Origin of the sequence: Actinoplanes sp. NPDC051861 (assembly GCF_040681145.1) — a bacterium.
Lineage (GTDB): Bacteria > Actinomycetota > Actinomycetes > Mycobacteriales > Micromonosporaceae > Actinoplanes.
In genome coordinates this window covers 33,117-46,101 of sequence record NZ_JBFAYE010000007.1, presented here as the reverse complement: position 1 = coordinate 46,101, position 12,985 = coordinate 33,117, and the positions used below count along the sequence as shown (strand labels likewise).

Sequence of the window (12,985 nt, the reverse complement as noted above, 5' to 3'; positions counted from 1 at the left end):
GGGAGCGCTCCCATTCCAGTTGCCTAGTTGGGGGTGCCCCATGCGCCGCATTGTTCCCGTTCTGATCGCCGGCGGCCTGCTGCTGACCGCGTCCGCGTGCGGCACCGCACCGCAGTCGCCATCCGCCGCGGCGACCGGTGCCGGCCCGACCGCCGAGCCCGCCGTCGCCGAGACCTGTCTGGCGCTCTCCCAGGTGTACAGCTCGAACATGGCACCACTCGCGCAGGCCCTGACCGACGTCGCCACCAGCCCGAGCGCCACCGCGCAGGCCCAGCGCACGTTCGACAACTTCGCGACCGCTATCCAGGACGCCACGAAGGCGAGCGCGGACGCCGGGCTGCGCGCCGACGGCAAGGTGGCCGCGGACCAGCTGCGGGCCAAGGCCAAGGACGCCGCGTTCTTCAAGACCATCAAGTCGTCCGCGGACGTCGACAAGGCGCTCGGCTCGACGCTCACCGAGTGGCTCACCCCGGTGCAGCGCCACTGCTCCTGAGGCAGATCATCCGTACCGAAACTATGCTGGTGTCATGACCGCGATGGCGCCCACCCGCACCGAGACCGACCTGTCGTTCCTGCTGGACCACACCAGCCACGTGCTGCGGTCGCGGATGACGGCCGCACTGGGCGAGATCGGGCTCACCCCGCGGATGCACTGCGTCCTGGTGCACGCCCTCGAGGAGGAGCGCACCCAGATCCAGCTCGCCGAGCTCGGCGACATGGACAAGACCACGATGGTGGTCACCGTGGACGCCCTGGAGAAGGCGGGGTACGCGGAACGCCGCCCCTCCAGCACCGACCGCCGCGCACGGATCATCGCGGTGACCCCGACCGGCACCGAGATCGCCCGCCGCAGTCAGGAGCTCGTCGACGGGGTGCACCGCGACGCTCTCGGCTCGGTGCCCGACGACGAGCGGGAGATTCTCGTCCGCGCGCTGAACCGCCTGGTCACCGGCCATCTCGCCACCCCCTCGGAGGGCCCGCAGCAGGCTCGCCGCGCCCGGGAGCGCGCCAAATAGTCCCGACGGGGATCGTCCACAACAAAACTATCTGCTAGCGTCGGGTGCATGTTCACCTCACGCTGGACCGCCCTGGGCGTGCTCTCCGCCGCCGGACTGATGACCGTTCTCGACGGCAGCATCGTCACCGTCGCCATGCCCGCCATCCAGCAGGATCTCGGGTTCTCCCCGGCCGGGCTGAGCTGGATGGTCAACGCCTACCTGATCCCGTTCGGCGGGCTCCTGCTGCTGGCCGGGCGGCTCGGCGACCTGATCGGGCGTCGCACGATGTTCCTGGCCGGCAACGCCGTCTTCACCCTCGCCTCGCTGCTGGCCGGGCTGGCCACCGGCCCCGGCGTGCTGATCGCCGCCCGGTTCCTGCAGGGCGTCGGCAGCGCGATGGCCGCGGCCGTCGTCCTCGGCATCCTGGTCACGCTCTTCACCGACCCGGGCGAACGCGGGCGGGCGATCGCGGTCTTCAGCTTCACCGGTGCGGCCGGCGCCTCGATCGGCCAGGTCCTCGGCGGCGTGCTGACCGACGGCCTGAGCTGGCCCTGGATCTTCTTCATCAACGTGCCGATCGGGCTGGCGACCGTCGCCCTTGCCCTCGTCGCACTCCCCCGCGACCGCGGAGCGGGTCTGTCCGGCGGCGCCGACGTGCTCGGCGCGGTGCTGGTCACGTCCGGCCTGATGCTGGGCATCTACACGGTCGTCAAGGTGGAGCAGTACGGCTGGCTCGCCGCGCACACCCTGGGGCTGGGCGCGGTCTCGATCGCCCTGCTCGCCGGGTTCACGGTCCGGCAGGCCACCGCGGGCAACCCGCTCATGCCGCTGCGCGTCCTGCGCTCGCGTACGGTGGCCGGCGCCAACCTGGCGCAGATGCTGGCCCTGTCCGGGATGTTCGCCTTCCAGGTCCTGGTGGCGCTCCACATGCAGAAGGTGCTCGGTTACAGCGCTCTGGCGACCGGGCTGGCCATGCTCCCGGCCGCCGTCGGCATCGGCGCGGTCTCACTGTTCGTGTCGGCGCGGCTCAGCGCGCGCTTCGGCGCCCGGACGGTCCTGCTGGCCGGGCTGGCGATGCTGGTCTCCGCGATGATCCTGCTCAGCCGCATCCCGGTGCACGCCGACTACGTCACCCACCTGCTGCCGGTGATGCTGCTGATCTCCGGGGGCGGCCTGGTGCTGCCGGCACTGGCGACCCTCGGGATGTCCGGTGCGCGGGAGAGCGACGCGGGGCTGGCGTCCGGGTTGTTCAACACGACGCAGCAGGTCGGGATGGCGATCGGGGTGGCGGTGCTGTCGACGCTCGCGGCCGCGCGCACCGGGGATCTGCTGGCCGCCGGCCAGGACCAGGCGGCCGCGCTGACCGGCGGTTACCGGCTGGCGTTCACGATCTCCGCCGGGTTGCTGGCGGCCGCGTTCGCGGTCGGGCTCGCGATGCCTCACTCCCGCGCGGTCGCGACGAAGCGGTCCACCTCGCTGCGCAGCACCTCGGCGAGCTGAGCCAGCCCGGACTGCCCGGCGCCCTGGCCGTCCACCGCGTTGGCGATCTCGTCGACCAGCCCGCGCATCTCCCGGATGCTGGCGGTCACCTCCTCCAGGACCCGCACCGCGTCGCCGGCCGCCTGCTGCACCGTGTTGACCTGCGCGAGAATCTCCTCGCTGGACGCGCTCGTCTCGGTGGCCAGGGTCTTCACCTCGCTGGCCACCACGCTGAAGCCCCGGCCGGCCTCCCCCGCCCGGGCCGCCTCGATCGTCGCGTTCAGCGCCAGCAGCCGGGTCTGCGCCGCCACCGCGTTGATCAGGTCGACCGCCCTGCGGATCTGGTCGGAGGACGACCGCAGGGAGGTGACCGTGCCCAGTCCCCGCTCGGCGCTGCCCACCGCCTCCCGGGCGAAGTCGGCCAGGCCGTTCGCCGAGGCGCCCATCTCGGTGGCGGCCGAGGCGACCTGCTCGGAGACGGTGAGCACCGCCGACTCCAACTCGTCGGCGAGCGCCAGCCGGGCCTGCGCCGCCCGTTCCACCCGTTCCGCCGAGTCGGCCATCTGCCCGCTCGACTGCGAGATCTGCGCCGCGCCGCTGCGGAACGCGCCGCGCATGCCCCGGGTGAGGAACCGCCGGTGGAACCGTCCCTCGGCGGCCGCCGCCAGCGCCGCACCGGACTCGCGGACGAACGCGTCGGTGATGTCGAGCAGGTTGTTCACCGCGTCGCGGGCCCGTTCCGCTCCCGGCCCCTCGCCGATCACCGGCACCCGCTGCTCGAAGTCACCGGCCGCCGCCGACTCGCACACCAGAGCGATCATCTCGAGCGGGCCGCCGGACTCGGCGGACTCGAAGCCCGGGGGAAGGTCACGCCGCCGCATTGGTCAGCTCCCAGACGAACTCGTCGTAGGTCTGCCCCCGGCCGCTCAGCGTCGACTGCAGCATCTGCCAGGACGCGTCGAGTGCCGCCTTGGAGTTGTCGTGACGGCGTTCCTCGGTGCGCAGCCGCCCGTACAGCTCCTGTGCCGCGGCGATCGCGGCCCGCTCGGGTTTGCGCCGGCTGGAGTGGTAGCCGACCACCTGCCCGCGCTCGTCGAACGACGGTGTCACGTGAGCGAGAACCCAGTAGTGGGCGCCGTCGGAGGCCAGATTCACCACGTACGCGAAAAGCTCCTGCCTGTTCTTGAGGCTCTCCCACAGCAGCTTGAAGACGGCGCGCGGCATCTCCGGATGCCGGATGAGACTGTGTGGCTGGCCGATCGCCTCGGCCTCGGTGAGCGCGGAGACCCGCAGAAAAACCTTGTTCGCGTACGTGAGCACGCCCTTGGTGTCCGTCTTCGTGACGATGATCTCGTCCTCGTCGAACATCCGCTCGACGCCCGACGGGACGACCTGAGTCGACCGCATGCCGAAATGATCGCCGGTCAGGGCGGCCGCAGTAGGCTACTTGCCCAAAGCCGCCCGCAAGGAGACCGTCGTGACCGTTTCCGCTGTGATGGACGAACTGGCCGCCCTGGAGGATCCGAAGGCCCGTGCGGTCAACGAGAAGCACGGCGACGACCACGGGGTGAACCTGGGCGCGCTGCGCGCGATCGCGAAACGGCTGAAGATCCAGCAGGACCTGGCCTGCGACCTGTGGCGGACCGGCGACAGCGCCGCCCGGCTGCTGGCGCTGCTGATCTGCCGCCCCAGGCTGTTCGGCCGTGACGAGCTGGACACCATGCTGCGCGAGTCGCGGACCCCGAAGGTGCACGACTGGCTGGTGAACTACGTGGTGAAGAAGAGCCCGCACGCCGAGGAGCTGCGCGTCGCCTGGCTCGCCGACCCGGACCCGGTGGTCGCGAGCGCCGGCTGGGCGCTGACCACCGAGCGCGTCGGGAAGAAGCCGGACGGCCTCGACCTGGTGAAGCTGCTCGACGTCATCGAGGCAGAGATGAAGCAGGCCCCGGACCGGCTGCAGTGGGCGATGAACCACTGCCTCGCCCAGATCGGCATCTCGCACGCGGAGCACCGGGACCGCGCCCTGGCCATCGGCGAGCGCCTGGAGGTCCTCAAGGACTATCCGACCCCGCCCGGCTGCACCTCGCCGTACGCACCGGTCTGGATCGAGTACATGGTCAGCCGGCAGACGGCCTGAGCGCCCTTCGCCGGGCGAGACCGGCGAGCAGGTCTGCCACCTGGATCCGCGGGTCGTCGCGCGAGTCGACCATCACGAGCCCGGCCAGGGGCGACGTCCCGCCGCCGGCGGCGAGGGCGTCGCGGAGGCGGCTCAGCCGGTCCGCGGTCAGCGCGCTCTGCTCGTCGTGGAACACCAGCACCCGGCGCTGCCCGCCGCTCCACGACAGAACCGTCTCGGCCAGCGCCGGCAGCAGCGGCTCCAGCGGCGGCGGGATCGACCGGTCACCCTCGTCGAGCCGGGCCACGACGGACCGCACGGCCGCGGGGGTGAGCCCGGGGAGAACGCCGAGCGCGTCGCGGGCCGCGAAGAACCGCTCGACGGAACGGTCGACCGGGCGCCGCCGTTTCATCCGGACCAGGTCGACGAACGCGGCCAGCAGCGCGTTCCAGGGCGCCCCGGCCTCCCGGCCGGCCCGGAACAGCGCCTCGGCGGCCGGGCGGTGTTCCCGGGCGAGGCGGGTGCCGGCCGCATAGGACGGCCGGGCCAGGAACAGGTCGACGATCCGGGTGGCCAGGAAGAACTGCTTGTCGACGACCTGGACCAGCGACCGTCCCTCCAGCGCCGCCAAGAACTGCTCCGCCGCGCCCGGCCGGCGCAGGAACCGGCCCGACTTGAGCTCGAACGGTGAGAACCGGAACCCCTCGCGCAGGCCGGCGATCAGCGCGGCGGCCTCGGCCACGCTGAGGTCCACACTCGCGTGCGTGATCACCGGGGTGGCCGGGTCGAGCAGATTGGTCCCGGAGAAGCCGGACTCGTCACAGGCGATCTCGAGGTCGCCCGCCACCGTGGTCACCGGCGGCAGGCCACCCTGCAGCGGAGATCGGTCCATGCGTCATGCTCGCCCGGCCCGGGCCGCGCGACAACCGGATTACTCCGGCAGCTGGCTCTTGGCCTCGTCGTAGCCGGCCGGGGCGGGCGGCTCGGACGGGGCGTAGATCACGCGGATCACGCCCGTCGGGAACGCCTCGGTGGCCACCACCTTCAGGTGGTACACGCCGTCACCCTCGTCGAACAGCTTCTGGCCCTTGCGCGCCGCCACCGGGTGGATCAGCAGGCGCAGCTCGTCGACCAGGCCGGCGGCGAGCAGCTGCTGCACCACGGTGATCGAGCCCGGGATCAGGATGCCCTTGATACCGGCGTCGGCCTTGAGCGCCGTCACGGCCGCCACCAGGTCACCGTCGATGAGCTCGCTGTTGCGCCAGGTGAACTCCAGCGCCTGCCGGGAGACGACCACCTTGCGCATGTCGCCGATCACCTTCGCGAACGGCGCGTCCTCACCGCCGGCGGCCTCACGGTCCGGCCAGGCGCCGGCGAAGCTCTCGTAAGTCCCGCGCCCGATGAGCAGCGTGTCGGACGTGTCGTAGTCCTCGGTGACCGCGCGGCCCATGTTCTCGTCGAAGTACGGAAAGTGCCAGTCCGGGTCGATCTCGGCGACGCCGTCGGCCGCGATGAACAGGGTGGAGATGACCTTCGCCATCGTGTGCTCCTTCACTCGGGGATGCTTCACACGGTCAGACCGGTGAAGCATCCCCGGCTCATCGGTCCCGCGTCAGAAATCCTCGTCGAACGTAACGGCTCCGGTCACTCCCACCTGGTAGGCGGAGACGCGCCGCTCGAAGAAGTTCGACAGTTCCTGGACGTCCTGCAACTCCATGAAGGCGAACGGGTTGCCACTGCCGTACAGCGGTTCCATGCCGAGCGCGAGCAGCCGCCGGTCGGCGACGTGCTGCAGGTATTCGCGCATGTCCGGCAGCGACATTCCACTGACGCCCTGTTCGAGCAGGTCCGCGGCGAACTGCACCTCGCAATCGACGGCCTCGGTGAGCATGTCACGGACCTGCTTCTCCATCTCGGCGTCGAACAGGCCCGGTTCCTCGGCGCGCACCGTGTCGACCACGTCGAAGGCGAACGCCATGTGCATGGACTCGTCGCGGAACACCCAGTTGGTGCCCGACGCGAGACCGGGCAGCACACCGCGGGAACGCAGAAAATAGACGTACGCGAAAGCGCCGTAGAAGAACAGCCCCTCGATGCAGGCCGCGAAGCAGATCAGATTGAGCAGGAACGCCCGCCGGTCGTCGCGGGAGCGCAGTTCCCGCAGCACGAAGACCGAGTCGATCCACTTGAAGCAGAACTCGGCCTTGCGGGCGATCGACGGGATGTTGTCGACCGCCGCGAACGCCGCCTGCCGCTCGGCGGGATCCGGCACATAGGTGTCGAGCAGGTTCAGATAGAACTGGACGTGCACGGCCTCCTCGAACAGCTGCCGGGACAGGTAGAGCCGGCCCTCCGGGGAGTTGACGTGCTGATACAGATTCAGCACCAGGTTGTTGGCCACAATGGTGTCGCCGGTGGCGAAGAAGGCGACCAGCCGCGAGACCAGGTGCTGCTCGGCGGGCGTCAGGCGGGCGAGATCGGCCAGGTCGGAGTGCAGGTCGACCTCCTCGACCGTCCAGGTGTTCTTGATGGCGTCCTTGAACCGGTCGAAGAAGTGCGGGTACCTCATCGGCCGCAGGGTCAGGTCCATTCCGGGGTCGAGCAGCATTACTGGCAGGCCTCACACGATTCGGGGTTCTCCAGGGAACACGTTTCCGCGGCGGTCGTCGCCGGGATCAGCGGCACGGTCGCCTGCTGGATCCGGGTGGCCGGGCGCGAGCGCAGGTAATAGGTCGTCTTCAGGCCGGCTTTCCAGGCGTAGCGGTACATCGAGGAGAGCTTGCCGATGGTCGGCGCGGCCAGGAACAGGTTCAGCGACTGGGACTGGTCGATGTAGGGGGCGCGGGCGGCGGCGAGGTCGATCAGCGCCCGCTGCGGCAGTTCCCACGCGGTGCGGAACAGTTCGCGAACCTCGGCCGGCAACTCGGTGATGTCCCGCACCGAACCGTCGGCGCGTTTGATCCGCTCCCGGACGGCGGCTGTCCACAGATTCCGGAGCTTGAGTTCGCGTACCAAAAAGGTGTTGATCTGAAGAAATTCGCCCGACATCGTCTCGCGCTTGAACAGATTGCTCACCTGTGGCTCGACGCATTCGTAACAGCCCGCGATGGAGGCGATCGTCGCCGTGGGCGCGATCGCGACCAGCAGCGAATTCCGCAAACCGTGCTCGGCGACCCGTGCTCGCAGCGCGTCCCACCGCTGCTTCTGGGAGACCGGCGCGCCCCAGAGGTCCGGATGAAGGTCGCCCTTCGCCGCACGGGTCTCCGAATACGCCGGATGCGGCCCGAAACGCTCCGCCAGCTCCGCCGATGTCTCCAATGCGGTCAGGAAGATCTCTTCCTGGACCCGCGTCGAAAGCGCGCGGGCGGCGTCGGAGTCGAAAGGCAGTCGCAGCGTGAAGAACGCGTCCTGCAGACCCATCAGGCCCAGCCCGACCGGCCGCCAGCGCGGATTCGAGGCGGCCGCCTGCTCCGATGGGTAATGGTTGATGTCGATCACCCGGTCCAGGAAGACGACCGCGGTCCGCACCGTGGACCGCAACCGCTCCCAGTCCACGCCCTCCGCCGTGACGTGCGCGCCCAGGTTGATCGATCCCAGGTTGCACACCGCCGTCTCGTCGTCGCTGCTCACCTCGAGGATCTCGGTGCACAGGTTCGACAGGTGGATCACGCCGCCGGCGCCGGTCTGGTTGGACAGCGCGTTGGAGCGGTCCTTGAAGGTCATCCAGCCGTTGCCGGTCTGCGCGAGCGTGCGCATCATCCGCCCGTACAGATCCCGCGCCCTGACCGTCCGCACCGCCTTCTTCTCGGCGTTGCGGTAGGCCGCGTCGAACTCCGCGCCGTAGAGGTCCGGCAGCTCGGGCGCGTCCGACGGGTCGATCAGCGACCAGTCCTCGTCCGCCTCCACCCGGCGCATGAACTCGTCCGGGATCCAGTTGGCCAAGTTCAAGTTATGCGTACGCCGTGACTCCTCACCCGTGTTGTCGCGCAGCTCCAGGAACTCCTCGATGTCCGGGTGCCACGGCTCCAGATAGACGCACGCCGCACCCTTGCGCCGCCCGCCCTGGTTGACGGCCGCCACCCCGGCGTCGAGGGTCTTCAGGAACGGCACGATCCCGTTCGAGCGCCCGTTGGTGCCGCGGATCAGCGCGCCCCGCCCCCGGACCCGTGACCAGGCGATCCCGATGCCGCCGGAGAACTTCGACAGCCGCGCGACCTGGTGGTACCGCTCGTAGATCGAGTCGAGCTCGTCGCGCGGCGAGTCGACCAGGAAGCACGACGACATCTGGGTGTGCCGGGTACCCGAGTTGAACAGCGTCGGCGAACTGGGCAGATAGGCCAGCGACGCCATCAGCCGGTAGAAGCCGATCGCCTCGGCGGGGTCGTGGGACAGCCCACACGCCACCCGCATCAGCCAGAACTGCGGTGTCTCCACGACGAGCCGGTCCTGCGGGTGCCGGAGCAGGTAGCGGTCGGCGACCGTACGCAAACTGAAGTACTCGAACCGCAGGTCGTTGCGGACGTAGACGGCCCCGTCGAGCTCGGCGGCGTGACGGGCCACGAACGCGGCGGTGCCGTCGCCGATCAGGCCCAGCCGGTGCGCGTACCGGATGGACTGGCTGAACGTGGCGACGCCCTGGCCGCGGACCTCCCGGTCCACGTACGCCGCCAGCAGCCGGGCGGCCAGTCTCGAGTACTGCGGCTCCTCGCCGATCAGATCCGCCGCCGTCTGGATCAGCAGCCGGTCCAGCTCGTCGGCCGTCGCGCCGTCGTGGAGCCCGCTCATCGCCCTGGTGACGACCCGCAGCGGATCCACGTCGTCCAGACCGGCGGCCTCCGCCGCGAGATCGCGCCCGCGGACCCGCTGCTGCGGTACCCCGATTCGCTCCGAAGTGGCTGTCACAGCCCTCTCCTCCATGCCCTCTCGACAGGTCTCGGGCACGCAGGACGACGCCACCGGGCTCGCGCGCGGCGGCCGGCTCCTCGGCGTCGGCCGTCCCACGCGGCCTTCGACCGCCGCACGCGGCGCGTGCGGCGCGCTGGCAGGTCTTCGGACTCGTGGGCGCTGTCGCTCGTTCCTACTGGCCGTCGCTTCCCAGGCCGGGGTGGCCCAGTGCTTCATGACGGCGGTCGTTCCCACTCACCGCTGCGGGGCAGTCCCGGTTTCCCACCGGGTTCCCTGTTGCCTCGGGCGCCACAGTGCGGCGCCCGAACCAGCTGCGTGGGAGACCATATATGGGCTAGATCAGAAAGTCATACCCAACATGCTGTGTGTCGTGTTGTTCACGCCCAGGTGACCGGCAGCGCGTGGACGCCGAAGACGAGCATCTCGTTGCGCAGCGGGACCCGCTCGGCGGGCACGGCCAGCCGCAGGTCCGGCAGCCGGGTGAAGAGCTCGCTCAGGCCGACCCGCATCTCCACCCGGGCCAGCTGCTGGCCCAGGCACTGGTGGATGCCGTGCCCGAACGCCAGGTGCGAGGGACGCGGGCGGTGCACGTCGAGCCGGTCCGGGTCGTCGAACTGCCGGGCGTCCCGGTTGGCCTCCGGCGTGGCGATGACGACGGTGGCCCCGGCCGGAATGTCCACCCCGCCGACCGTCATGGACTCGGTGGCCACTCGGCTCACGCCGAGCTGGATGATCGAGAGGAACCGCAGCAGCTCCTCGATCGCGTTGTCGAGCAGCGCCGGGTCGCCACGCAGCGCGGCGAGCTGCGCCGGGTTCTGCAGCAGCGCGAACGTGCCGAGCGCGAGCATGTTGGCGGTGGTCTCGTGTCCGGCGCCGAGCAGCACGACCGCGATGTCGGTGAGCTGCGCGTCGGTCAGCGGCGGGTCGGCGTCGCGGATGAGCCCGGACAGGATGTCGTCTCCCGGGGTCTCGCGCTTGGCGCGTACCAGCTCGGCCATGAAGGCGTAGAGGCCGGCGGCGGCCCGCATCCGCTCGTCCGGCGGGGTCGTGGCGTTGAGCGCGGTGGCGGTGCGCTGCTGGAACCGGTCGCGCTCGGCGTAGTCGACACCCAGCAGCTCGCAGATCACCAGCGACGGGATGGGCAGGGTGTACGCCGGACCAGGTCGGCCTCGGTGCCCTCCTTACGGCCTGCCGTCCTCGCAGCGCGGCGGGTGGGTCGAACGGCCGGCCGGTGCGCGAGAGGAACTCCGTGGGCAGCAGCCGGTGCAGTGCCGTGGTCGACTGTGTCCTTCTCGCCTGTTCAGCCGGGCCGGTCACCGCGAACCTCCCATCGACGGACGTCACTGGAGAGCTCGTGTCAGCTTACTGTCCGGTGTGGCCGGGCGGCGGATCTTGCCGATAGGTTCACCTGATGGCCGACTTCTCCCGTGCGTACGGCGTGCAGGTCGGCGACCACAACGTTCAGCACAACTACTTCACGCAGCGCCGGCCGGTCAGCTGGCCCTGCCGGGTGGGTGTGGTCCCGCCACCGGCCACCGGCCGTCAGCCCCGCCCGGCCGACCGGGACCTGGCCGGCGCGGGCGAGGCCGTGGTGGTGACCGGCCTGGGCGGCGTCGGCAAGACGCAGCTGGCCGTCAACCTGGCCGAGCAGCTCTGGTCCGAGGGCGCGGTCGACCTGCTGATCTGGGTCACCGCGACCACCCGGGCCGGTGTCCTCTCGACCTGTGCGATCGCCGCCGGTGAGGTCACCGGAACCGACGACCCCGACCCCGAACAGGCCGCCAACCGCCTGCTGTCCTGGCTGGCCGGGACCGACCGGCGCTGGCTGGTCGTCCTGGACGACGTCGCCGACCCGGCCGACCTGACCGGGCTCTGGCCACCGGCCACGGACCGCGGCCGCACTGTGATCACCACCCGGCGCCGTGACGCAGCCCTGCTGACCGGCCGCCGCCTGGTCGACGTCGGCGTGTTCACCCCGGGGCAGGCGACCGCCTATCTGACCGGGCTGCTGGGCGGCGATCCGGTCCGCCTCGCGGAGGCCGACCACGTCGCGGCCGATCTCGGCCACCTGCCGCTCGCTCTGGCGCAGGCCGCGGCGTACATCCTCGACCAGGACATCACCTGTGCCGCATACCGGAGCCGTCTCGCACACCAGCCGCTGACCGCCCTGCATCCCGGCACGCTGCCCGACCAGCAGAGCGTCCCGGTCGCCCGCGCCTGGGCCCTGTCCGTGGCGGCGGCCGGGGGTCTCGCACAGGCCGTCCTGCGGATGGCGGCGCTGCTCGACCCCAACGGGATCCCCGTCGAGGTGTTCACGGCGCGGGCGGCGCTCACCTACTACCGGTGGCGGGCCGGTTCCGACGACGTGCACGGTGCTTTGCGTACGCTGCACCGCCTCGGCCTTGCCGAGGTCGACGCCGGCACCGTGCGCATCCACGCGCTCGTCCAGCGGACCGCCCGCGAAACCACCGCCGAGCCGGACCGGCACCCTCTCGCGATCGTCACAGCCGACGCGATGACCGAGGTGTGGCCGCGAGTCGAGCGCGACGCCGCCACCGGCCTGCTGGGCCAGCGGTTGCGCGCCAACACCTACGCCCTCACCGTGAACGCCGGCGCCCTGCTCTGGCGCAGCCGCGACGGCCATGCCGTCGCTCATGAGGTGCTGTTCCGCTGCGGTTACAGCTACGGCGACACTGGCCTGGTGGCTCTCGCACATCGGTATTTCGCCGACATGTACGCCTACACCCTCCGGCACTTCGGCCCGGACCATCGTGACACCGTGTCCGCGGGTCTCGGCCTCGCCGAGTGGCAGGGCCACGCCGGCGATCCGACCGGTGCCGCCGCCGTCCTCGAAGGACTGATGGCCGGCGCCACCCGGGTCCACGGCCCCGGCCACTCGCAGACCCTCGTCATCCGGCACAACATCGCCTACTGGCGCGGCGAGGCCGGCGACAGGGCGGGCGCCGTGGCCGCGTTCGAGGACCTGCTCGGCGAATATCTGCGACGGTACGGGCCGGAGCACCCGGACGTGCTCAAGACACGCCACAACGTGGTGGTGACCCGGGGCTGGCAGGAGGACCCGGCCGGCGCCGTGGCCGCGCTCGAGCGGTCGGTCGCCGACTTCACCCGGGTGCACGGCCCCGACCACCGGCACACTCTCACCGCGCGCGGCATCCTGGCGCGCTGGCGCGGCGAGACCGGCGACCCGGCGGCCGCCGTCACCGGCCTCGAACAGCTCCTGGCCGACCGCCTGCGGCTGCTCGGCCCGGACCACCCCGACACGCTGACCGCGCGCGGCCAGGTCGCCCAGTGGAAGGGCATGGCCGGCGACCCGGCCACCGCGGTCGCCGCCCTGGAACAACTGCTCACCGACCGGCTGCGCGTTCTCGGCCCCGGCCACCCCGACACCACGTACACCCGGGCGAGCCTCGACGAGTGGCGCAGAAGAGCCGGAAGTTGACACCGCCGGGTGTGTGCCGGTCCGCGC

12 protein-coding genes and 1 riboswitch are annotated in these 12,985 nt (G+C 71.0%); of the genes, 5 read left to right on the top strand and 7 right to left on the bottom strand.

The features are described 5' to 3' along the window. Positions 1–40: 40 nt before the first annotated feature. Genes AB0M02_RS20865 through AB0M02_RS20855 form a run of 3 tightly spaced genes read left to right on the top strand, consistent with a single transcriptional unit; the run spans position 41 to position 2,498 of the window. Positions 41–493 (top strand): hypothetical protein, encoded by a 453-nt coding sequence (locus AB0M02_RS20865; protein ID WP_364229053.1) that lies wholly within the window; start codon positions 41–43, stop codon positions 491–493. Positions 494–527: 34 nt separating this feature from the next. Continuing rightward, positions 528–1,016 carry a MarR family winged helix-turn-helix transcriptional regulator gene (locus AB0M02_RS20860; RefSeq protein WP_364229051.1) on the top strand — a complete coding sequence of 163 codons (489 nt, stop codon included), beginning with the start codon at positions 528–530 and terminating at the stop codon, positions 1,014–1,016. A gap of 48 nt (positions 1,017–1,064) precedes the next feature. Then, positions 1,065–2,498 (top strand): MFS transporter, encoded by a 1,434-nt coding sequence (locus AB0M02_RS20855; protein WP_364229049.1) that lies wholly within the window; start codon positions 1,065–1,067, stop codon positions 2,496–2,498. Here the strand turns inward: AB0M02_RS20855 and AB0M02_RS20850 are convergent. Next, positions 2,438–3,358: a methyl-accepting chemotaxis protein gene (locus AB0M02_RS20850; protein WP_364229047.1), complete on the bottom strand. Its 921-nt coding sequence runs from the start codon at positions 3,356–3,358 to the stop codon at positions 2,438–2,440. The genes AB0M02_RS20855 and AB0M02_RS20850 overlap by 61 nt on opposite strands. Beyond that, positions 3,345–3,884 (bottom strand): PAS domain-containing protein, encoded by a 540-nt coding sequence (locus tag AB0M02_RS20845; RefSeq protein ID WP_364229045.1) that lies wholly within the window; start codon positions 3,882–3,884, stop codon positions 3,345–3,347. Before AB0M02_RS20845 ends, AB0M02_RS20850 begins: the two co-directional genes overlap by 14 nt. Positions 3,885–3,972: 88 nt before the next feature. On the opposite strand from AB0M02_RS20845, the gene AB0M02_RS20840 reads away from it, so the two are divergent. After that, positions 3,973–4,614, top strand: a complete 642-nt coding sequence (locus AB0M02_RS20840) for a DNA alkylation repair protein (RefSeq protein WP_364229540.1) — start codon at positions 3,973–3,975, stop codon at positions 4,612–4,614. Here the strand turns inward: AB0M02_RS20840 and AB0M02_RS20835 are convergent. The 5 genes from AB0M02_RS20835 to AB0M02_RS20815 form a co-directional block, all read right to left on the bottom strand. Further along, positions 4,595–5,485 carry a DUF3800 domain-containing protein gene (locus AB0M02_RS20835; protein WP_364229043.1) on the bottom strand — a complete coding sequence of 297 codons (891 nt, stop codon included), beginning with the start codon at positions 5,483–5,485 and terminating at the stop codon, positions 4,595–4,597. The two genes, AB0M02_RS20840 and AB0M02_RS20835, sit on opposite strands and share 20 nt — an antisense overlap. 39 nt (positions 5,486–5,524) lie before the next feature. After that, positions 5,525–6,133 (bottom strand): dihydrofolate reductase family protein, encoded by a 609-nt coding sequence (locus AB0M02_RS20830; protein WP_364229041.1) that lies wholly within the window; start codon positions 6,131–6,133, stop codon positions 5,525–5,527. A gap of 72 nt (positions 6,134–6,205) precedes the next feature. Continuing rightward, the gene (locus AB0M02_RS20825) at positions 6,206–7,201 is read right to left on the bottom strand and encodes a ribonucleotide-diphosphate reductase subunit beta (RefSeq protein WP_364229039.1); all 996 of its coding nucleotides are present in this window, start codon (positions 7,199–7,201) and stop codon (positions 6,206–6,208) included. After that, on the bottom strand, positions 7,201–9,510 hold the full coding sequence (locus AB0M02_RS20820) for a ribonucleoside-diphosphate reductase subunit alpha (RefSeq protein WP_364229037.1): 2,310 nt from the start codon (positions 9,508–9,510) through the stop codon (positions 7,201–7,203). The genes AB0M02_RS20825 and AB0M02_RS20820 overlap by 1 nt, the downstream gene beginning before the upstream one ends. Positions 9,511–9,615: 105 nt before the next feature. After that, positions 9,616–9,825, bottom strand: a riboswitch (cobalamin riboswitch). A gap of 50 nt (positions 9,826–9,875) precedes the next feature. Beyond that, complete coding sequence (locus AB0M02_RS20815; protein ID WP_364229035.1) at positions 9,876–10,625, bottom strand: cytochrome P450; 750 nt, start codon at positions 10,623–10,625, stop codon at positions 9,876–9,878. Positions 10,626–10,909: 284 nt separating this feature from the next. On the opposite strand from AB0M02_RS20815, the gene AB0M02_RS20810 reads away from it, so the two are divergent. After that, on the top strand, positions 10,910–12,958 hold the full coding sequence (locus tag AB0M02_RS20810) for a tetratricopeptide repeat protein (RefSeq protein WP_364229033.1): 2,049 nt from the start codon (positions 10,910–10,912) through the stop codon (positions 12,956–12,958). Positions 12,959–12,985: the final 27 nt, after the last annotated feature.